General features: G+C 74.4%; 15 protein-coding genes. 11 read left to right on the top strand and 4 right to left on the bottom strand.

What is annotated here, in order from left to right:
• Window positions 1-11: 11 nt before the first annotated feature.
• Genes ACVW07_RS15150 through ACVW07_RS15140 form a run of 3 tightly spaced genes read right to left on the bottom strand, consistent with a single transcriptional unit; the run spans window position 12 to window position 5469 of the window.
• On the bottom strand, window positions 12-2339 hold the full coding sequence (locus ACVW07_RS15150) for a M14 family zinc carboxypeptidase (protein WP_456820057.1): 2328 nt from the start codon (window positions 2337-2339) through the stop codon (window positions 12-14).
• Complete coding sequence (locus tag ACVW07_RS15145) at window positions 2336-2692, bottom strand: hypothetical protein (RefSeq protein WP_456820056.1); 357 nt, start codon at window positions 2690-2692, stop codon at window positions 2336-2338. The genes ACVW07_RS15150 and ACVW07_RS15145 overlap by 4 nt, the downstream gene beginning before the upstream one ends.
• Window positions 2689-5469 carry a S8 family serine peptidase gene (locus tag ACVW07_RS15140; RefSeq protein WP_456820055.1) on the bottom strand — a complete coding sequence of 927 codons (2781 nt, stop codon included), beginning with the start codon at window positions 5467-5469 and terminating at the stop codon, window positions 2689-2691. The genes ACVW07_RS15145 and ACVW07_RS15140 overlap by 4 nt, the downstream gene beginning before the upstream one ends.
• Before the next feature lie 289 nt (window positions 5470-5758).
• On the opposite strand from ACVW07_RS15140, the gene ACVW07_RS15135 reads away from it, so the two are divergent.
• From ACVW07_RS15135 to ACVW07_RS15120, 4 genes are all read left to right on the top strand, one after another.
• Entirely contained in the window at window positions 5759-6415 is a 657-nt protein-coding gene (locus ACVW07_RS15135) for a GNAT family N-acetyltransferase (RefSeq protein ID WP_456820054.1), read from the top strand.
• A gap of 139 nt (window positions 6416-6554) precedes the next feature.
• Window positions 6555-8243 (top strand): bifunctional 3'-5' exonuclease/DNA polymerase, encoded by a 1689-nt coding sequence (locus ACVW07_RS15130; protein WP_456821092.1) that lies wholly within the window; start codon window positions 6555-6557, stop codon window positions 8241-8243.
• Window positions 8244-8334: 91 nt separating this feature from the next.
• On the top strand, window positions 8335-9546 hold the full coding sequence (locus ACVW07_RS15125; RefSeq protein ID WP_456820053.1) for an alpha-hydroxy acid oxidase: 1212 nt from the start codon (window positions 8335-8337) through the stop codon (window positions 9544-9546).
• An 85-nt stretch (window positions 9547-9631) separates the two neighbouring features.
• On the top strand, window positions 9632-10555 hold the full coding sequence (locus tag ACVW07_RS15120) for an NADP-dependent oxidoreductase (RefSeq protein ID WP_456820052.1): 924 nt from the start codon (window positions 9632-9634) through the stop codon (window positions 10553-10555).
• Window positions 10556-10604: 49 nt separating this feature from the next.
• On the opposite strand, the gene ACVW07_RS15115 is transcribed toward ACVW07_RS15120, so the two are convergent.
• Window positions 10605-11501: a hypothetical protein gene (locus ACVW07_RS15115; RefSeq protein ID WP_456820051.1), complete on the bottom strand. Its 897-nt coding sequence runs from the start codon at window positions 11499-11501 to the stop codon at window positions 10605-10607.
• Window positions 11502-11834: 333 nt separating this feature from the next.
• Between ACVW07_RS15115 and ACVW07_RS15110 the strand changes: the two genes are divergently transcribed.
• The 7 genes from ACVW07_RS15110 (at window position 11835) to ACVW07_RS15080 (ending at window position 20101) form a co-directional block, all read left to right on the top strand.
• Window positions 11835-13091, top strand: coding sequence for an MIR domain-containing protein (locus tag ACVW07_RS15110; RefSeq protein WP_456820050.1), 1257 nt, complete (start codon window positions 11835-11837; stop codon window positions 13089-13091).
• Between the two features lie 400 nt (window positions 13092-13491).
• On the top strand, window positions 13492-14598 hold the full coding sequence (locus tag ACVW07_RS15105; protein ID WP_456820049.1) for an ABC transporter substrate-binding protein: 1107 nt from the start codon (window positions 13492-13494) through the stop codon (window positions 14596-14598).
• Window positions 14598-15449, top strand: a complete 852-nt coding sequence (locus tag ACVW07_RS15100; protein ID WP_456820048.1) for an ABC transporter permease — start codon at window positions 14598-14600, stop codon at window positions 15447-15449. Before ACVW07_RS15105 ends, ACVW07_RS15100 begins: the two co-directional genes overlap by 1 nt.
• A gap of 188 nt (window positions 15450-15637) precedes the next feature.
• Complete coding sequence (locus ACVW07_RS15095) at window positions 15638-16369, top strand: ABC transporter ATP-binding protein (protein ID WP_456821091.1); 732 nt, start codon at window positions 15638-15640, stop codon at window positions 16367-16369.
• A 38-nt stretch (window positions 16370-16407) separates the two neighbouring features.
• Window positions 16408-17721: an LLM class flavin-dependent oxidoreductase gene (locus tag ACVW07_RS15090; protein WP_456821090.1), complete on the top strand. Its 1314-nt coding sequence runs from the start codon at window positions 16408-16410 to the stop codon at window positions 17719-17721.
• Window positions 17718-19076, top strand: a complete 1359-nt coding sequence (locus ACVW07_RS15085) for an LLM class flavin-dependent oxidoreductase (RefSeq protein ID WP_456820047.1) — start codon at window positions 17718-17720, stop codon at window positions 19074-19076. The genes ACVW07_RS15090 and ACVW07_RS15085 overlap by 4 nt, the downstream gene beginning before the upstream one ends.
• Complete coding sequence (locus tag ACVW07_RS15080) at window positions 19073-20101, top strand: aldo/keto reductase (RefSeq protein WP_456820046.1); 1029 nt, start codon at window positions 19073-19075, stop codon at window positions 20099-20101. The genes ACVW07_RS15085 and ACVW07_RS15080 overlap by 4 nt, the downstream gene beginning before the upstream one ends.
• Window positions 20102-20195 lie beyond the last annotated feature (94 nt).

The following is a 20195-nucleotide window of genomic DNA, read 5'->3' as shown; positions in this document are numbered from 1 at the left end:
GGGTGGAGCCGTCATCGCAGCGTGCCGGGGACGAGCCTGACGCCGGGCTGGTCGGCCCAGGTCGGGATGAAGTCCGGGCCGGCGGCGCCGTTGGTGACGTTCCACCCGCCCGAGCCGTCGGCGAACGCCACCGGGATGGACCCCCAGCCCGGTGTCTGGCGGACCAGGGCGATGTCCGTCAGGCCGTTGCCGTTGAAGTCCCCGGTCACGATCTTGACCCCGGGCTGGTTCGCCCACGTCGGGATGAAGTCCGGTGCCGCCGCGCCGTTGGTGATGGTCCAGGTCCCGTCGCCGTTGGCGAACGCCACTGGGATCGACCCCCAGCCGGGGGTCTGCCGGACCAGGGCGATGTCGGTCAGGCCGTTGCCGTTGAAGTCCCCCGTCACGATCTTCACCCCGGGCTGGTTGCCCCACGTCGGGATGAAGTCCGGGCCCGCGGCACCGTTGGTGATGGTCCAGGTTCCGTCGCCGTTGGCGAACGCGATCGGGATGGACCCCCAGCCGGGCGTCTGGCGGACCAGGGCGATGTCGGTCAGCCCGTTGCCGTTGAAGTCACCGGTCACGACCTTGACCCCGGGCTGGTTGGCCCACGTCGCGATGAAGTCCGGTGCCGCCGCGCCGTTCGTCACGTTCCACCCACCCGAGCCGTCCGCGAACGCGACCGGGATCGAGCCCCACCCCGGCATCTGCCGCACGAGCGCGATGTCGGTCAGGCCGTTGCCGTTGAAGTCCCCCGTCACGACCTTGACCCCGGGCTGGTTCGCCCACGTCGCGATGAAGTCCGGGCCCGCGGCACCGTTCGTGATGGTCCAGGTCCCGTCGCCGTTGGCGAACGCCACCGGGATCGACGCCCAGCCCGGTGTCTGCCGGACCAGGGCGATGTCCGTCAGGCCGTTGCCGTTGAAGTCCCCCGTCACGACCTTGACCCCGGGCTGGTTCGCCCACGTCGCGATGAAGTCCGGGCCCGCGGCACCGTTCGTGATGGTCCACCCACCCGCGCCGTCGGAGAACGCCACCGGGATCGACCCCCACCCCGGCGTCTGCCGCACCAGGGCGACGTCGGTGAACCCGTCACCGTTGAAGTCACCCGCCACCACCCGCACCCCGGGCTGGTTCGCCCACGTCGCGACGAAGTCCGGCCCCGCCGCACCGTTCGTGACGATCCACCCGCCCGAGCCGTCCGCGGCCGCCACCGGGATCGACGCCCACCCCGGCACCTGCCGCACCAACGCGACCGAGTTCCCGGTCGACGGCGGCGTCTCCTCGACGACGGTCGCGGCGGCGGCCACCCCGAGCGCGACGACGCCCGCGGACACCTCGCGGATGACCTGCTCGGCCTCCGCCCAGGTCGGCTGGAAGCTGTGCCCGCACTCGATGGTGAACGCGTCGATCTCGGCGGCCCCCGGCCGTGCCCGGTGCCGGCTGGCGGCGTAGTCGTCGCTGGCACCGGACGTCGGGTAGAGGCCGTACGCCTGCTCGACGCCGTAGGAGTCGCCGCGGACGGCGCGGATCGCGTCGTGCATGCGGTCGGCCAGCGTGCGGACCCGGTCGAGGTCGTCGGCCTCGATGTACTCGCCGTACGCGGCGTCGTGCGGGCGCCCACGGACCCCGTCGAACGCGGCGTTGAGGAAGTTCTGCTCGGGGTGCACGCTCTGGTTCTCGTCGCTGCCCCAGCTGTAGAGGATGACGGGCACTGCGCTGTGCACGTCGACGTGCCACCGGATCCGCGGGTAGGTGTCGGCGAGCCACACCACGTTCTGCGTCTCCGGCTCGGACGCGCTCGACGGGCCGCGGTAGGTGTTCGGGTCGCACGGGTTCGCGGACGTCGCGACCCCCGAGTCGGGCGCGAAGTGCGCCGTGTGGTCCCAGAGGAAGTCGAAGTTGCGGTTGATGTCGACCCCGGCGCAGCTCGCACCACCGCCGGAGGCCGGCCGACGGTTCTTGCGCCACATCGGGCTCGTCGTCTGGCTGAAGCTGCGCCCGTCGGGGTTCACGCACGGGTAGACGAACAGGTTGACCCGCTCGACCACCTGCCGGACCTCGTCGGCCGTGAATGACTGCCCTCCGTAGCCGAGGCCCGTGCCGAGCTGGTGCGCCTCGAGGAGGTCGGCGGCGAGGGCGACGAGCGCGTCCGGGGGCACCCACTCCCGGGCATGCACGCCGCCGAGCACCAGCACGCCGTCCGCGTCGCCGCTGCCCTGGACGCCGATCCGCAGCACGTGGCTCTGCCGGCCCTCGTGGCTGAGGTGCGGGAGCGTGACGAGCTCGGACGTCTGCGGGTAGGCGGCCTGGAGGTTGACGAGCGCCGACTCGATCTCGACGACGTTGAGGTAGCTCATCGCGGGGGCTCCTTCGTGCCGAGGCCGCGGGGGACCTCGCCCCGGGCGGCGAACCGGTCCCCGCTGCCCACCTCCTGCTGGCGCGCCCGTCCGTTGGCCGTCTCGTCGGCGACGACCGTGACGGTGACCTGGGCGGCCGACCGGGCACCGCGTGCGGCGTCGAGCCGGGACCGTTCGAGGTACACGTCGAGCGAGTAGCCCGTGTCGGTCCGCTTGGCGACCGCCCGGCAGCCGGGGTCGGGCTGCACCTCGTCGGCGAACGCCCGCAGGTCGTCGAGCGTGGCGCCCTGCACCTGGACCCGGAGGACGGGGTCGCCGTCCTCCGGGGTCAGGTCCGCCGCCGGGCCGGTCATCGCAGCGTGCCGGGGACGAGCCTGACGCCGGGCTGGTTGGCCCAGGTCGGGATGAAGTCCGGGTCCGCGGCACCGTTGGTGACGTTCCAGCCCCCGGAGCCGTCGGCGAACGCGACCGGGATGGACCCCCAGCCGGGGGTCTGCCGGACCAGGGCGATGTCGGTCAGGCCGTTGCCGTTGAAGTCACCGGTCACGATCTTGACCCCGGGCTGGTTCGCCCAGGTCGGGATGAAGTCCGGTGCCGCCGCGCCGTTCGTGACGTTCCACCCACCCGAGCCGTCCGCGAACGCGATCGGGATGGAGGCCCAGCCCGGCGTCTGCCGCACCAGGGCGATGTCGGTCAGGCCGTTGCCGTTGAAGTCCCCGGTCACGATCTTCACGCCCGGCTGGTTGGCCCACGTCGGGATGAAGTCCGGGTCCGCCGCGCCGTTGGTGACGTTCCAGGTCCCGTCGCCGTTGGCGAACGCCACCGGGATCGACCCCCACCCCGGGGTCTGCCGGACCAGCGCGATGTCCGTCAGCCCGTTGCCGTTGAAGTCACCCGTCACGATCTTCACGCCCGGCTGGTTGGCCCAGGTCGGGATGAAGTCCGGGTCCGCGGCACCGTTGGTGATGGTCCAGGTCCCGTCGCCGTTGGCGAACGCGATCGGGATCGACCCCCACCCCGGGGTCTGACGGACCAGCGCGATGTCCGTCAGCCCGTTGCCGTTGAAGTCCCCCGTCACGATCTTCACGCCCGGCTGGTTCGCCCACGTCGGGATGAAGTCCGGGTCCGCCGCGCCGTTGGTGACGTTCCAGCCACCGGAACCGTCCGCGAACGCGACCGGGATGGACCCCCACCCCGGCGTCTGCCGCACGAGCGCGATGTCCGTCAGCCCGTTCCCGTTGAAGTCCCCCGTCACGATCCGCACCCCGGGCTGGTTCGCCCACGTCGCGATGAAGTCCGGACCCGCGGCACCGTTCGTGACGGTCCACCCACCCGCGCCGTCGGAGAACGCCACCGGGATCGACCCCCACCCCGGCGTCTGGCGCACCAGGGCGACGTCGGTGAACCCGTCACCGTTGAAGTCACCCGCCACCACCCGCACCCCGGGCTGGTTCGCCCACGTCGGGACGAAGTCCGGCCCCGCCGCACCGTTCGTCACGACCCACCCGCCCGAGCCGTCCGCGGCCGCCACCGGGATCGACGCCCACCCCGGCACCTGCCGCACCAACGCGATCGAGTTCACCGCACCCGCCTCCGTCACCACGTCGCCGGCGGCCTCCACCGCCCGGGCGGCGTTGACCCGCCCGAACCCGTAGTCGTCGTTGTGCCCGTTCGCGTCATAGGCGACGCCGCCGACCTTGTCGGCGGAGTCGTGCATCACCGCGCGGAGCTGGTCGCGCGTCAGGTCGGTGTTCACGGACAGGGCGAGGGCCGCGACCCCCGCGGCGCACGGCGCCGCGAAGCTGGTGCCCGTGCTCGGTCCGTAGCCGCCGCTGCCGGTGGTGCTGACGACGTTCACGCCGGGCGCGATGAGCTCCACCTCGGAGCCGCGGGCGGCATTGTCCTCGTGGTCGTTGTGGTCCGAGCGGACGACGGCGATCACGTCGGGGTGCGAGACGACGTGGTCCGCCAGGATGTCGACGTTCGCGCCGTTGCTGGCCGCCCAGAAGATGGCGAGACCGCGGCCCTGACGTCCCTGGGTCCCGGCGAACACGAGTGCGAGACGCAGGGCCTCCGTGAGGTCCCAGGCTGCGCCGTTCGGGCCGAGGCTCGACACGAGGACGTCCGCCCCGGCCGACGGGTCCGCGCCCGGGACGACGGTCGACGGGTCGGCGGCGTAGCTGACGGCGCGCGCGAGCGTCACCTGCGTGCCCACCTGGTCCGCGAGCGCCGCGACGAGCATCAGGTCGCTCTCGGGTGCGGCGCCCGAGCCACCGTGCGCGTTGTTCTGCCGCGCGGCCGCGATACCGGCGCAGAACGTGCCGTGGTTGCTGCCGGGCATCCCCGCCGTGCCCGCCACCCACACGGCCGGGCTGGCACCGCTGGACTGGAAGTGGCCCGACGTCGGGACCACGGCGGCCTGGAGGTCCTCGTGGGCGGCGTTGAACCCGTTGTCGATGACGGCCACCGTCACGCCCGCACCTCGGGTGACGTCCCAGGCCGGCTCGGCGTGCACGTCGGCACCCGGCGTCCCGCCCGTCTGGCCGGTGTTCAGCCACTGCCACTGCTCGCCGTAGCGGGGGTCCGTGGGGTGCAGCCGCTGGTCGACGTGCTCCACGAAGCTGGGCTCGGCGAACACGACGCGCGGGTCGCCGTCGAGGGCGGCCGCGGCGGCGACGGCGTCGTCGTGCGCGACGGTGTCGACCTCGAACAGGTTCGGCGCCCACCCGAGCGTGAGGAGGTGGACCAGGCCCAGCTCCTCCAGCGTGGCCCGGGCCTCGTCGGCGGTCAGCGCCGCATCGAGCTGCACGGTGAGCCGCCGGGTGACGATGGCGACCCGGCCGCTCGGGCGCCGCACGAGCGCCCCGGCCCGCTCGACCTCGGCAGGGGCCTCCCGGGCCCGCAGGTCACCCGTCCCGGGTGCCGGCTCGACGAACACCCACCCGGCCTGTCGGAAGGCGTCGAGGTCCTGCTCGCTGAGCCCCGCCGCACGTCCCGCGTCGACCGACTCGACCTCACGGGCACGCCCGGCGCGGTCGCCGGTCTCGTCCGGAGCCACCTTGACGGCCGCGACGTCGTCGACCTGCTCCACGGTCCGCCGCTCGCCCCGCACGAAGTACTCGCGTTCCATGTCCTGCTCCCCCGTCGTGGTGGGCGCGACCCCGGCCGCGTGCCGTGCCGTCGGGACTCAGGAGCGCGCTGGCGGAGGCAAGATACCGGCGCCCGGCGACACGCGGCTCTGCGTCGGGCCGCTGACCAGCCGACACACCGGTCGGCGCGCTGGTCAGCACGCCGGTCGGCACGCTGGTCAGCACGCCGGCCGGCACGCCGGGACCCGGAGCGGGCCGCGCCGTGCACGTCCGGTCAAACCGGGACGGATGGGTTGCATCTGGACGCATGTCCCAGAGAGGATGCGCCCCATGTCCGCTCCGTCCCCGCCCGACGTCGTCGTGCCCATGCGCCCCGAGGACGTGCGCGCAGCCGCGACGGTCCTGGCGGCGGCGCTGGCGGACGACCCCGGGTTCGTCCACCTGTTCCCCGTGCGCCGCCGCCGCGAGCACGAGCTGCGGGCGATGTACCGCATGACGCTCTCGGACTCGGTCCGGTACGGCCTGGCGTTCGTGACGAAGCTCGACGGCGCGGTCACCGGCGCGATCGCCCTCTACCCGCCCGGCACGTACCCGATGACCAGGGCGCGGTGGTGGCGGCAGTCCGGCCGCATCGTGCGGATCGCCGCGTACACGCGCGAGCACAGCCTGGGCATCATCCGGTTCGGCGACGTCACCGCCTCGGGCGTCCCCACCGACACCTGGTACGTCGAGGCGCTGGGCGTCCGGCCCGACCTGCAGCGCGCCGGTCGCGGCAAGCGGCTCATGGCCGAGGTGTTCGGGTTCGTCGACGGCGCCGAGGCGCCCAGCTACCTGGAGACCACGAAGCCCGACAACGTCGGGTACTACGAGGCCCTCGGATACGCGCCCGTGCGCGCGCCGCTGCCGCTCGCCGAGGGCGGCCCGTGGATCTTCGCGATGCGGCGCAACGCGCAGACCGCCCGGACGGCGATGGCGCAAGCCGGCTGACACCGCGGCCCGGTCGGGCCGGCTGCTCGCACGAGCCGGCTCCGACCGGCCGCTCGCGGGAACGGCCTCAGGGTCCGGTCCGCCGGAGCGGCCCGCCGGCGTCGGGTGTCGGTGGCGGCGGCGACAATGTGCCGTGCCCTTGCAGATCGTGCTGGACGACCCGTCCCGCCCGGGCGCCGTCGTGCTGGCCGAGCTCACGGACGACGGACGCCCCGTGGCCCGCACGGAGGTGCCCGCGGACGGTCTCGCGGAGGCGGTCGCCGCCCGGGAGCGGGACCGCCCGCGCTGGGTGTGGGACGACACGTCGCGCCGCTATCCGCCGCTGCTCGACGCCGGGGTGCGCGCCGAGCGGTGCCACGACCTGCGGCTGTGCCACGCGATCCTCCGGCACAGCGCGTACAGCGCAGCCTCGGACCTCGCGACGGGGCCGCGCACCGCCTGGGACCGACCCCGCCGCACCGCCCCGGCTCCCGTCGAGGCGAGGCTGTTCGACGACGAGACCAGCCCCGGCCCGGCCGCCGGACCGATCCTCGACCCGGCGCCCGAGCTCGCCCGCCAGCTCGCCGCCGTCGCCGGCGCCACGCACCCCGGGCGGCTGCGCCTCCTGCTGGCCGCGGAGTCCACGGGTGCGCTGATCGCCGAGGAGATGCGGCACGACGGCCTGCCGTGGAGCGCGCAGGCGCACGACGAGATCCTGACGACGATGCTCGGCCCCCGCCCGCGCGCCGGCAGCCGCCCCGCCCGGCTGGAGGCGCTCGCCGAGGAGGTCCGCACCGCGCTCGACCAGCCGACGCTCAACCCGGACTCGCAGCCCGAGCTGCTGCGCGGGCTGCGCCTCGCCGGGTTCGACCTGGCGAGCACGAGCAAGTGGGAGATCCAGGCGCTCGACCACGCCGTCCGGGAGCCGCTGCTGGAGTACAAGAAGCTGTCCCGCCTGCTCAGCGCCAACGGGTGGACGTGGCTCGAGACGTGGGTGCACGACGGACGGTTCCGCCCGGAGTACGTGCCGGCGGGCGTGGTGTCGGGGCGGTGGGCGACGAACGGCGGCGGTGCGCTCCAGCTGCCGGCGGCGATCCGCGGTGCCGTGCGGGCGGACCCGGGCTGGCGGCTCGTGGTCGCCGATGCGGCGCAGCTCGAGCCCCGGGTGCTCGCGGCGATGTCCGGCGACCTCGCGATGGCGGCGGCCGCCCGCCGCGCGGACCTCTACCAGGGTGTCGTCGAGGCGGGGATCGTCGAGACCCGCAAGGACGCCAAGTACGCGATGCTCGGCGCCGTCTACGGTGCGACCACGGGGGCGAGCGCCGCGCTCATGCCGCAGCTCACGCGCGCCTACCCGCGGGCGGTCGGGCTCGTCGAGGAGGCGGCTCGTGCCGGTGAGCGCGGCGAGGTGGTGACCACGTGGCTCGGCCGGTCGGCGCCCGCACCGGACGCGGAGTGGCAGGACGCCCTGCACGCCGCCGCGGCCGAGGGTGCCGGGGCCGACGAGGTCCGGGCCGCCCGACGACGAGGCCGCGACTGGGGCCGGTTCACGCGCAACTTCGTGGTGCAGGGCACGGCGGCCGAGTGGGCGCTGTGCTGGATGGCGGCGCTGCGGCGGCGGCTCCTGGCCGTGGAGGTGCCGGCGGCGGGCGCGGTCCACGGACGGCCACACCTGGTGTTCTTCCTGCACGACGAGGTCGTGGTGCACGCACCGGCGGGCGTCGCGGAGCAGGTCGCGGAGGCCGTCCGGGAGGCCGCCGCGGAGGCCGGGCGCCTGCTGTTCGGCGGGTTCCCCGTGGAGTTCTCGCTCGACGTGTCCGTGGTCGAGAGCTACGACCAGGCCGACTGACCGCCCGTGGACCGCACCAGGTGGAGTGCCTAGGGTTTCCAGGCGGACCGCCTCCGTGCAGCCCGACCACCCGCCACTCCCTGGAGCTCCGGTGACCGACCGTCAGATCCCGTCGTGGGCCGAGCTCAAGCCGCTCCTGCGGCCCAAGCCGGTCCGGCTCGACCCCACCCGCCGGCGCCTCGACGACGCCCTCACCATCGCCGACCTGCGCCGGGTCGCCCGCCGCCGCACCCCCCGCGCGGTGTTCGACTACACCGACGGCGCCGCCGAGGCCGAGATCAGCCTGCGCCGCGCCCGGTCCCTGTTCCGCGACCTCGAGCTGCGGCCGTCGATCCTGCACGACGTCTCCGAGATCGACACCTCGACGCCGATGCTCGGCACGCGGGCGGTGCTGCCGTTCGCGTTCGCCCCCACCGGGTTCACGCGGCTGATGCACCACGAGGGCGAACGGGCCGTCGCCCGCGTCGCCGAGCGCAGGGGCATCCCCTACGCGTTGTCGACGATGGGCACCACGTCGATCGAGGAGGTCGCCGAGGCGGCACCCGGCGCCCGCAGGTGGTTCCAGCTGTACGTGTGGAAGGACCGGGCCGCGGGCGAGGACCTCATGGCCCGGGCCAAGGCCGCCGGGTACGAGGCGCTGATGCTCACCGTCGACGTGCCTGTCGCCGGCGCGCGCCTGCGCGACGCCCGCAACGGGTTCTCCATCCCGCCCGCACTGACGGCCACGACGGTGCTCGACGCCGCCGCCCACCCCTCCTGGTGGCTCAGCCTGCTCACCACCGAGCCGCTGACGTTCGCGTCGCTGAGCAGCTGGTCCGGCACGGTCGCGGACCTGCTCGACACCCTCTTCGACCCGACGATGACGATCGCCGACCTCGAGTGGCTGCGGGCCTCCTGGGACGGGCCGCTCATCATCAAGGGCATCCAGACCGTCGAGGATGCCCGCCGCGTCACGGACGCCGGTGCCGACGCGGTCGTGCTGTCCAACCACGGCGGGCGGCAGCTCGACCGCGCCCCCGTCCCGCTGCGGCTCGTCCCGGACGTCGCGGAGGCCGTCGGCGACCGCACCGAGGTCTGGGTCGACACCGGGATCACGAACGGCGCCGACGTCGTGGCCGCCGTCGCGCTCGGCGCCGACGCGACCCTGGTGGGTCGCGCCTACCTGTACGGGCTCATGGCCGGGGGCGAGCGCGGCGTCGACCGGGCCGTCGAGATCCTCGCCCGCGAGGTCCGCCGCACGATGGCGCTGCTGGGGGTCTCGTCCGTGGACGAGCTCGGCCCTCAGCACGTCCGGCTGCCCTGAGACGCCGTCGCCGGCCCACCGTCACCGGCGCCACCTTCTCCGGCCGTCGGGAATGTCCAGGTCACCGGCGGTGCTGGGACACGACATGCGAGCCATCACCTATCCCCGCTACGGCGGCACCGACGTCCTCGAGCTCACCGAGCAGCCCACCCCGAAGGTGGGTCCGGACAGCGTCCTGGTCCGCGTCAAGGCGGCCTCCGTCAACCCGGTCGACTGGAAGGTCCGCGAGGGCCGCCTCGACCAGCGCTTCGACGTCGTCTTCCCGGTGGTGCCGGGCTGGGACGTCGCCGGCGTCGTCGAGGAGGTCGGCGCCGACGCTCCCGAGCTGGAGGTCGGCGACGAGGTGTACGGGTACGTGCGCAAGGACTCGATCGGCGGCGGGACGTTCGCCGAGTACGTCTCTGCACCGGTCCGCACGCTCGCCCGCAAGCCCACGTCGCTCTCGTTCGAGGAGGCCGCCGCGGTGCCCCTCGCCGGCCTGACGGCCTACCAGAGCATCCGCCGGGTGGGTGTCTCGGCCGGCCAGACGGTCCTCGTGCACGCCGCGGCGGGCGGTGTCGGCGGTTTCGGCGTGCAGCTCGCGCGGTCGCTGGGCGCCCGGGTCATCGGCACGGCGTCCGAGCGCAACCACGACCACCTCCGCGAGCTCGGCGTCGAGCCGGTCACCTACGGAGCGGGCCTCGTCGACCGGGTGCGGGCGCTCGCACCGGACGGCGTCGACGTGATCCTCGACTACGGCAGCGACGACGCCCTGGCCACCGCGCCGCAGCTCCTCGCGCCGGGCGGCACCATCGTGTCGATCGTCGACCGCCGGGCGCTGACGGACCTCGGTGGCCTCTACGTGTTCGTCCGGCCCTCGACGAGCGACCTCGAGGTGCTCGCGGATCTGGTGGACGCCGGGACCCTGCGCGTCGACGTGGCGCAGGTGTTCGACCTGGCCGACACCGCGGCGGCGCACGAGGCCAGCGCCACCGGGCACCTGCGCGGCAAGGTCGTGGTCCGGGTCTGATCGATGGGCAGGCCCGCCGGACCGGCAGCGGTCCCGGTCCGGCGGCCGCTCACGGGGCGGCGGCCCCGCACGCCGTCCCCACGAACGCGTGCAGGGCACCGCGGAGCGTGTCGTCCGCGCCGACGTAGAACACGGCCTGCTCCAGCCCGTCGACCCGGGCGTGGACCCCGAAGAACGTCCCGCGCTTGTCCTCCGCCACGGCGTGCGCGTCGCACCGGGTCGGCACGACGAGCAGCGGGACGGTCCGCGCGGCGCCGCCGGAGGTGTCGACGTCCACCGCCCAGCCGGTGCTCCCGTCCGGCGGCGCCAGCAGCACCGTCCCGTCCACCCGCGTCACCTCCACCCGGGGGCCGCCGGCGACGGGATCCACCTCCAGGGCGACCTTCCCGACGAGCCGGCCGTCGACCTCCTCGGTGCCCAGGTCGTCGGCCAGCGTCAGGGTGGCCCCCGCGGCGACCGCCGCCGCGGCGCAGTCCTCGCCGTGGATCCGGGCGAGGTGGCCCTGCGGGTCGGCGGGCTGCACGGCGAGCGTCGAACGCCTGCCGGACGGGTCGACGAGGTCCAGCTCCGCCCGCGGAGCACCGGACGTGGCGCGGGCGCAGACGGGCGTCCCGAGCGCCACGGACACGTCCCGGTCCACGCCGGCCCGCACCGGTCGCTCCCGGTCGCCCGTCGCGACGCCCTCGTCGTCCGGCGTCACGAGCCGCGCCCCGGTGACCGTCACGTCACCGGGACCGACGTTCGTGACCCGCAGCTGCACCACCCGCGACGCCCAGTCGCTGCGCGCCTGCCGCACCTCGACCGACAGGCCGGCGAGCACGTCGGCGGGGATCGGCGCCGCGGACCGGGTCGCAGGAGCCGACGGCGTGCCGCCGGAGGAGGACGGGCTGCAGCCCGCGAGCGCGAGCACGCCCCCGACGACCAGCGCGACCACCCGTCGTGACATGCACCGATCGTGCCGTCCGCGGCCGGACACGTCATCCCTGCGCGGCCCGACCGCACGCGCCCGTCGCCACGGCCGCCTCTGCGGCTTCCTCCTCGCCCGCGCCCGTGCCCTTGCCCTTGCCCGGCCGCGACGCCGGCCCCGGTCCCGGCCGCGACGCCGGCCCCGGTCCCTGCCGCGACGCCGGCCTCGGTCCCGGCCCTGGCCCTGGCCTGGCCCTGGCCCTCGCCCCGGCCCTGGCCCTGGCGGTATCAGCTCGGCACCGCCGGGCTCCTCCTGGAAGAGTCGGCGCGGCGGGCACGACGCCGTGCCGGCAACCTCACCCGGGAGGCAGCGATGACCAGCGGGCAGGCCGCGGGCGGCCCGACGACCCGCGCACAGGCGCGCCGGGTGCCGGGCTTCGACCCGGCGGTGCACGGCTTCGCGTTCGCCAACCGGTTCGTCGACGTGTTCCTCTCCGTCGGCACGTTCGAGATCACGACCGCCGGCCGCTGCGGCGGCATGGCGTACCTCGCCCTCGACCACTGGACCGCCGGCCGTCCCGTGCCCCGCTGGCCCGGCGGGCTGTGGGCGCCCGGGCACGTGCCTCCCGACGGCCACTGGCTCGCCGACGACATCCGCGGCCGCCTCTTCGACTCCTTCCGGACCGGCACCGCCGCGAAGTTCGTCACGTGGACGCAGAGCTCGGACCACGCGACCTGGATCTCCAAGGGCGTCAGCCGCTGGACGTCGGAGGACGAGCTGCCGAAGGTCGTGGCCGCCGTCGACGCCGGCCGGCCGGTCCCGCTCGGGCTCGTCGTCGCCCGCTCGCTCGGCGACATCGGGAAGAACCACCAGGTGCTCGCGTACGGGTACGAGAAGGAGCCGTCCGGACGCGTCACCGTCCTCGTGTACGACAGCAACAGCCCTGGCCGGGAGGTCCGCCTGACGTCCGAGGCCGGCGAGCCGGGCTGGGCGGCGAGCAACGGGCCGCGGTGGCGAGGCTTCTTCGTGCAGGCGTACTCGGCGAAGCACCCGCGCACGATCGGCTCGACCCCGGTGGACGCCGCCGCGCGGCTGACCGTGGGCACCACGGTGAAGCTGTCGCACGCCTGGACCGGCAGGACGTTGCACTCGCACCCGGCGGTGTACACGCACCCCGGCAGCTCCGGGCAGCAGCAGGTGACCACGTTCGGCGGGTCGGACGACGGCGACCTGTGGCGGCTCACCGGTCCGCACGGCTCGGCACCGGACGCGCCCGGCGGGGGCGGGAATGCGTTGACCGACGGTGACGTCGTGCGGCTGCGACACGTCCGGACCGGCCGCAACCTGCACAGCCACGCAGGCTTCCCGTCCCCGCTCACAGGTCAGCAGGAGGTCACCGCGTTCGGGACCGACGGCGTGGGCGACCACAACGACGACTGGCGCGTGGAGGTCGACGGAGGCGGTCCGTGGCTCGCCGGGTCACGCCTTCGGCTGGTGCACGTGGCGACCGGTCGGGCGCTGCACTCCCACCACCGCTCGGACGCCCGGCTGACGTCGGGTCAGGACGAGGTCACGGGCTTCGACGGTCGCGACCAGAACGACTGGTGGACGGTGCTCGAGGTCCGCTGACGGGTCGGAGCGTGCCGGACGCCGGTCTCACGATCCGGAACATGCGGGTCTGACCCTTGTCACTGACCCGAGTCACTGGCATGGTCCGGCGCCATGTCCACGAGTCGAGTGACCGACCGCGCAGCCCTGCTGCGCCCCGTCGTCGACCCGTCCGGCGCACGTGGCGCCTGTCGGCCCCGCGCCGGCTGTCGACCCTGCCGCTGACCGTCCCGGCTCGCCCGAGGCGGACGCCCGCCTGAGACCCAGGCGCCGGCGCCGCCGTCCCCCACCGCGAGCGGCCCGACCTCGGGCCACCACACCACCGACGCACCGTCCGGCCGCGCCCACGCGCGTCCGGTCACTGCCCCTTCGCCGCACCCGTCGTGCGCGCGCACCCTCATCCCCTCGAGAGGCCCTCTCCATGCCTACCCATCTGCTCGCCCGCCGCCGATCCCGCCCGCCGCTGGCCGCGGCCGCCCTGCTCGTCGCCGTGACGGCGCTCGCGGGCTGCGCAGGCGCCCAGGCCGCGCAGAGCGACGGCCCCGCCTCGAGCGCCGCCGCACCCGACGCCACGCTGCCCACCGCCGTGCCCGCGGGCACGAAGCTCGTCGTCGGCGACCCCACCACCCAGAAGGCCGTCGCGCTCGCGGGCGACGACATCGACAGCACGGTCGACTTCGACCTGGAGTGGGCCAACGTGTCGGGCGGCCCGGCGACCACCGAGGCGTTCCGGGCGAACGCCCTCGACGTGGGCGCCGTGGCGGACATCCCGCCGATCCACGCCACCTGGACCGGCCTCGACGTCAAGATCGTCGCGGCGTCGTACCGCCAGGACTGGAAGGAGCACCCGATCTACCAGTTCGGCGTGCGGCCCGGCCTGCCGGACGTCACGACGCTGAAGGACTTCCGCGGCAAGAAGATCGCGTACAGCCCCGGCCAGGCCCAGGGCGCCATCGTGCTGCGCGCCCTCAAGAAGGCGGGGCTCACCGAGAAGGACGTGACGCTCGTCGAGCTGCCCAGCACGGGCGACGTGTACCCGACGGCGCTCGCCGCCAAGGAGGTCGACATCGCGCCCATCGGCGGGGTCCAGGTGGCCCGCTACGTCGAGCAGTACGGCAAGGACGGCGCCCACACCGTCGAGCACGGCCTGCGCGACGACCCCAGCGACCTGTACGCGCCGACGAGCGTGATCGACGACCCGGCGAAGGCGGCGGCGCTGCGCGAGTACGTGCAGATCTGGGCCCAGGCGAAGCTGTGGGTCGAGGACCACCCCGACGAGTGGCGTGACGGCTACTACGTCAAGGACCAGGGGCTCGACCCGAAGGACGCCCAGTACCTCGTCGACCACGCCGGCATCCCGGACCTCCCCGCCGACTGGACCGAGCCCATCGCCCGGCACCAGGAGACGATCGACCTCCTCGCGAAGGCCACCGGCAACGAGCCGATCCACGCGGAGGACATCTGGGACCAGCGGTTCGCGCCCGTCATCGCCGAGGCCGTGGACGCCTACCGGAAGGCGAACCCCTGATGTCGACACTCACCCTGCCCCGCCCGCTGCACACAGGTGCGCGCACGGCCACGGCACCGGCACGGCGCCGGACGACGAGGCGGCTCGGACCGGGCCGGCCCGTCCGCGGCGGCGCCGCGCTCGGTCTGGTCACCCTCCTGGTGGTCTGGTCGGTCGGCAGCCTCACGGGCCTCATCGACACCCGCACGCTCAGCGCTCCGTGGACCGTCGTGTCGACGGCCGGCGACCTCATCGCGGACGGACGCCTCCAGACGAACCTGGCCGTGTCCGCCCAGCGCGCGTTCCTCGGCCTGCTCATCGGGATCGCCGCGGGGACCGCCCTGGCGCTGGTGTCCGGCCTGAGCCGGCTCGGCGAGGCGTTCGTCGACGGGCCCATCCAGGTCAAGCGGGCGATCCCCAGCCTCGCGCTGCTGCCGCTGCTCATCCTGTGGCTCGGCATCGGGGAGCCCATGAAGGTCGTGACGATCACGCTCGGCGTGATGGTCCCCGTCTACATCCACACCCACAACGGCCTGCGCACGATCGACGCGCGGTACGTGGAGCTCGCCGAGACCGTCGGGCTGTCCCGGTGGGGGTTCGTGACCCGCGTGATCCTGCCCGGCGCCCTGCCCGGGTTCCTGCTGGGCCTGCGGTTCGCCGTGACGGCGGCGTGGCTGTCGCTCGTCGTCGTCGAGCAGATCAACGGCACGGCCGGGATCGGCTACATGATGGAGCTCGCGCGCACCTACGGGCAGACGGAGATCATCGTCGTCGGCCTGGTGCTGTACGGGATCCTCGGCTACGGGTCCGACGCGGTGGTCCGCCTCGTGCAGAGGAGGGCCCTGTCATGGCGGCGCACCCTCGCGGACTGACGGCCGCGGCGTACCCGGCGGCGGACGCGCCGAGCGGCACCGCGGACGCCGCCGTGCCGGACGCGGCGGACGTGGCGGACGCGGCGGACGCGGCGGACGCGAGAGTGGCCGAAGCGGCACTGGCCGACGCGCTCCACACGGTCGCCACCGATCTCGCCCTCTCGCTCGACGACACCCCGCCGGCCGTCATGGTCCGGGACCTGACCCGCACCTACGGCGTCCCGACGAAGGCGGACGGGCAGACCCCCGTGCTGCTGGGCGTCGACCTGACGATCCGGCAGGGCGAGTTCGTCGCGATCCTGGGCCGCAGCGGCTCCGGCAAGAGCACGCTGCTGCGGGCGCTCGCCGGCCTGGACCACGACGTCACGGGCTCCGGCACGGTCACCGTGCCGGAGCGGGTCTCGGTGGTGTTCCAGGACTCGCGGCTCCTGCCGTGGGCCCGGGTGCTCGACAACGTGACGCTCGGCCTGCGTCACGCGGACGCGCTCGGCCGGGAGCGCCTCGCCGAGGTCGGGCTGGCCGGCCGTGAGCGCGCGTGGCCGACGGAGCTGTCCGGCGGGGAGCAGCAGCGCGTGTCGCTGGCCCGGTCGCTGGTCCGCGAGCCGCAGCTGCTCCTCGCCGACGAGCCGTTCGGGGCGCTGGACGCCCTCACCCGCATCCGGATGCACACCCTCCTGCGCGAGCTGTGCGCCCGGCACCGGCCGGCCGTCCTGCTCGTCACGCACGACGTCGACGAGGCCATCACGCTCGCCGACCGCGTCGTGGTGCTGGACTCCGGCCGCATCAGCCTCCACCTGCCCGTGGACCTGGAGGGCACGCGGTCGCCCGCCGACCCCCGGTTCGCCGCCCTGCGTGCGCGCCTGCTCGACGCGCTGGGCGTCCCTCCCGTCGATCGTCCCGCCGAAAGGACCGAGCCGTGACCCACCGACCCGGACAGCTCCACCTCAACGCGTTCCTCATGAGCACCGGCCACCACGAGGCGTCGTGGCGGCTCCCCGAGAGCGACCCGTCGTCGGTCTCGACGAACATCGCCTACCTGCAGCAGCTCGCGCGGACGGCCGAGCGGGGGCACCTCGACTCGATCTTCTTCGCGGACGGCCCGGCACAGTCGCGGGACGTGGGCCGCCGCCCGTCGGGCACGTTGGAGCCGACCGTGGTCCTGGCGGCCATCGCGGCGGTGACGTCGCGGATCGGGCTGATCGCGACCGCGTCGACGACCTACAACGACCCGTACAACCTGGCCCGCCGGTTCGCGTCGGTCGACCACATCAGCGGCGGCCGGGCGGGCTGGAACATCGTCACGACGGCGTTCGGCGACGCGGCGCGGAACTTCGGCCTGGAGGACCAGCCCTCGCACCACGAGCGCTACGAGCGGGCCGGGGAGTTCCTCGAGGTGGCCCTCAAGCTCTGGGACAGCTGGGAGGCCGACGTGGAGGTCGGCGACAAGGCCGAGGGCGTCTGGGGCGACTCGTTGAAGGTGCACCCGATCGAGCACGTCGGCGAGCGCTTCTCCGTGGCCGGCGCGCTCACCACGCCGCGGTCGCCGCAGGGCCGGCCGCTGCTGGTCCAGGCCGGTTCGTCGGAGGACGGCAAGGACTTCGCCGCCCGGTACGCCGAGGCCGTCTTCACCGCGCAGCAGACGCTCGAGGACGCGCAGGAGTTCTACGCCGACCTCAAGCGGCGGGCCGTCGAGTGGGGACGCGACCCCGCGACGGTCCTCGTGCTGCCCGGCATCGTGCCCGTCATCGGTGCGACCGAGGCGGAGGCCCGCGAGAAGGAGGACGAGCTCGACCGGCTCATCAAGCCGGAGTACGCCCGCGTGCAGCTCGCCAAGACGCTCCGGGTGGACCCCGAGGACCTGCCGCTGGACCGCGAGCTGCCCGCCGACCTGCCGTCGGAGGACGAGATCGAGGGCGCCAAGTCGCGGTACACGCTCATCGTCAACCTGGCCCGGCGCGAGCACCTCACGGTGCGCCAGCTCATCGGCCGGCTCGGCGGTGGGCGCGGCCACCGGACGTTCTCCGGCACCGCCGTGCAGGTCGCCGACGCGATCCAGGACTGGTGGGACAACGGCGCCGCCGACGGGTTCAACATCATGCCCGCCGTGCTCCCGTCCGGGCTGGACGACTTCGTCGACCAGGTGCTCCCGATCCTCGTCGAGCGCGGGCTGTTCCGGTCCGGCTACACGGCGACCACGCTGCGCGGGCACTACGGGCTGGCCGTGCCGGACAACCGGTGGACCGCGGCACGGACGGCCGAGGTGGCGCGATGAGCCGAGCGGCGGGCGCTCGCGAGCTCCATCTCAACCTCTTCGTCTATCCCGGCGGCCACCACGAGGCGGCCTGGCGGTACCACGGCTCGGCGCCGGAGCGGGTGCTCGACGTCGACTACTACGTCGAGCTGGCCCGGGCGGCGGAGGCGGCGACGTTCGACGGGCTGTTCCTGGCCGACGGCCCGTCGCTCGCGGACAACATCGCCTACGCGACGAGGTTCCGGCTGGAGCCGTTCACGCTCCTGTCGGCCCTCGCGGCGTCGACCACGCACCTGGGTCTCATCGGCACCGCGTCCACCACCTACTCCGAGCCGTACAACCTGGCCCGGCAGTTCGCCGGCCTGGACCACGTCAGCCGCGGCCGGGCGGGCTGGAACATCGTCACCACCGGGGCGCCGGGCGCGGCGCAGAACTTCGGGCTCGACGAGCACCCGACGCACGCCGACCGGTACGCCCGCGCCGACGAGTTCCTCGACGTCGTCACGGCGCTGTGGGACTCGTGGGAGGACGACGCCGTCGTCGCCGACCCGGTGACCGGCCGGTACGCCGACACGGACCGCATCCACCGGATCGACCACGTCGGCCCGCACTTCTCGGTCCGCGGCCCCCTCAACACGCCGCGCACCCCGCAGGGCCGCCCGGTGTACGTGCAGGCGGGGACGTCCGAGGACGGCCGCGCGTTCGCCGCCCGGTGGGCCGACGCGGTGTTCGCGGCGCACCAGACGCTCGACGAGGCGCAGAACTACTACACGGACGTGCGCTCGCGCGCAGCGGCGGCCGGCCGGAACCCGGACCACGTGCTCGTGCTGCCGGGGATCAGCCCGTACCTCGGCTCCACCGAGGCGGAGGCGAGGGCGCTCCAGCGCGAGCTCGACGAGCTCACGCAGCCGGCGTACTCCATCGACCTGCTGCGCCGGCTGGTCGGGGTCGAGCTCACCGAGGCCGAGCTCGACCTCCCGTTCCCGGTCGACGCGATCAGCGTGGAGGGCGACCGTGCACAGTCGTCCCGCTTCCGGCTGGTCCGGGACCTGGCCGAGCGGGAGCGCCCGACGTCCCGGCAGCTCCTGCACCGGCTCGCCGGCGCGCGCGGCCACAAGCTCGTCGCCGGGACCCCCGAGCAGGTCGCCGACGTCATCGAGACGTGGTTCACGCGCGGCGCGGCCGACGGCTTCAACGTCATGCCGCCCTACCTGACCGGCGGGTTCACGGCGTTCACGGAGCACGTCGTCCCGATCCTGCGTGACCGTGGGCTGTTCCGCCGCGAGTACACGGGGACCACGTTGCGCGAGCACTACGGCCTGCCGCGCCCCATCAGCCAGTTCACCACCCGCACCCTCGAAGGAGCCCACGCATGACCACGTACCGCCCGCTCGGCCGCACCGGTGTGCAGGTCACGCCCCTCACGCTCGGCACCATGAACTTCGGTGCATGGGGCAACGTCGACCACGACGAGTCCGTCGCGATCATCCACCGGGCCCTCGACGCCGGCATCAACATCGTCGACACCGCGGACGTGTACTCCCGCGGCGAGTCGGAGACGATCGTCGGCAAGGCCCTGCGCGGCCGCCGCGACGACGTGATCCTCGCGACGAAGGTCCACGGCCGGCTCTCGGACGAGGTGAACCACGTCGGCAACTCCCGACGGTGGATCATCCGTGAGGTAGAGGCGTCCCTCACCCGCCTGCAGACCGACCACGTCGACCTGTACCAGGTGCACCGCCCCGAGCCCGGCACGGACATCGAGGAGACCCTCTCCGCCCTGTCCGACCTGGTCCACCAGGGCAAGGTCCGCTACGTCGGCACGTCCACGTTCCTCGGGTCGCAGCTCGTCGAGGCCCAGTGGGTCGCCCGCGACCGCCGGCTCGTCCGGCCGGTCACCGAGCAGCCGCCGTACTCGATCCTCGCTCGCGGCGTCGAGCGGGAGATCCTGCCGCTCGCACAGGAGCACGGCCTCGGCGTCCTGCCGTGGAGCCCGCTGGCCGGCGGCTGGCTGTCCGGCAGGCCCGTCGGCGCGGACGCCCCGGCGTCCCCCCGCGTCGCGCGCGACCCCGGACGGCACGACCCGTCGCTCCCCGAGAACGCCGCGAAGGCGACCGCGGTGCAGGCGCTCGCCAAGCTCGCCGACGCCTCCGGGCTCACGCTGGTGCAGCTCGCCCTCGGGTTCGTCCTGGAGCACCCCGCGGTGACGTCGGCGATCGTCGGCCCGCGCACCGCCGAGCACCTCGACGGCGCCCTCGCCGCGCTCGACACCCGCCTCCCGGCGGACGTCCTCGACGAGATCGACGCGATCGTCGCCCCGGGCACCACCCTCAACACGGCGGACGCGGGGTGGACGCCGCCCGCCCTGACGGACCCGGCGCTGCGTCGCCGCCCGCGCTGACACCGCACGCCTCACGGCGGCCCCGGCCCGGCGGGGCTGGGGCCGTCGTGGTCCTGGCCACGGCCGGCACCAGTCGTGGCGACCCTCGACCTGC

This window comes from Cellulomonas sp. URHB0016 (assembly GCF_054057935.1).
This window is presented reverse-complemented; position numbering and strand designations above follow the sequence as displayed.

What these genes read in the sequence shown, in the direction of transcription:
- ACVW07_RS15110 (WP_456820050.1), top strand. Translation starts at nt 11,835, where the DNA reads ATGACCAGCGGGCAGGCCGCGGGCGGCCCGACGACCCGCGCACAGGCG.
- ACVW07_RS15080 (WP_456820046.1), top strand. Translation starts at nt 19,073, where the DNA reads ATGACCACGTACCGCCCGCTCGGCCGCACCGGTGTGCAGGTCACGCCC.
- ACVW07_RS15100 (WP_456820048.1), top strand. Translation starts at nt 14,598, where the DNA reads ATGTCGACACTCACCCTGCCCCGCCCGCTGCACACAGGTGCGCGCACG.
- ACVW07_RS15095 (WP_456821091.1), top strand. Translation starts at nt 15,638, where the DNA reads ATGGTCCGGGACCTGACCCGCACCTACGGCGTCCCGACGAAGGCGGAC.
- ACVW07_RS15145 (WP_456820056.1), bottom strand. Translation starts at nt 2,692, where the DNA reads ATGACCGGCCCGGCGGCGGACCTGACCCCGGAGGACGGCGACCCCGTC.
- ACVW07_RS15150 (WP_456820057.1), bottom strand. Translation starts at nt 2,339, where the DNA reads ATGAGCTACCTCAACGTCGTCGAGATCGAGTCGGCGCTCGTCAACCTC.
- ACVW07_RS15085 (WP_456820047.1), top strand. Translation starts at nt 17,718, where the DNA reads ATGAGCCGAGCGGCGGGCGCTCGCGAGCTCCATCTCAACCTCTTCGTC.
- ACVW07_RS15140 (WP_456820055.1), bottom strand. Translation starts at nt 5,469, where the DNA reads ATGGAACGCGAGTACTTCGTGCGGGGCGAGCGGCGGACCGTGGAGCAG.
- ACVW07_RS15105 (WP_456820049.1), top strand. Translation starts at nt 13,492, where the DNA reads ATGCCTACCCATCTGCTCGCCCGCCGCCGATCCCGCCCGCCGCTGGCC.
- ACVW07_RS15135 (WP_456820054.1), top strand. Translation starts at nt 5,759, where the DNA reads ATGTCCGCTCCGTCCCCGCCCGACGTCGTCGTGCCCATGCGCCCCGAG.
- ACVW07_RS15120 (WP_456820052.1), top strand. Translation starts at nt 9,632, where the DNA reads ATGCGAGCCATCACCTATCCCCGCTACGGCGGCACCGACGTCCTCGAG.
- ACVW07_RS15115 (WP_456820051.1), bottom strand. Translation starts at nt 11,501, where the DNA reads ATGTCACGACGGGTGGTCGCGCTGGTCGTCGGGGGCGTGCTCGCGCTC.
- ACVW07_RS15090 (WP_456821090.1), top strand. Translation starts at nt 16,408, where the DNA reads ATGAGCACCGGCCACCACGAGGCGTCGTGGCGGCTCCCCGAGAGCGAC.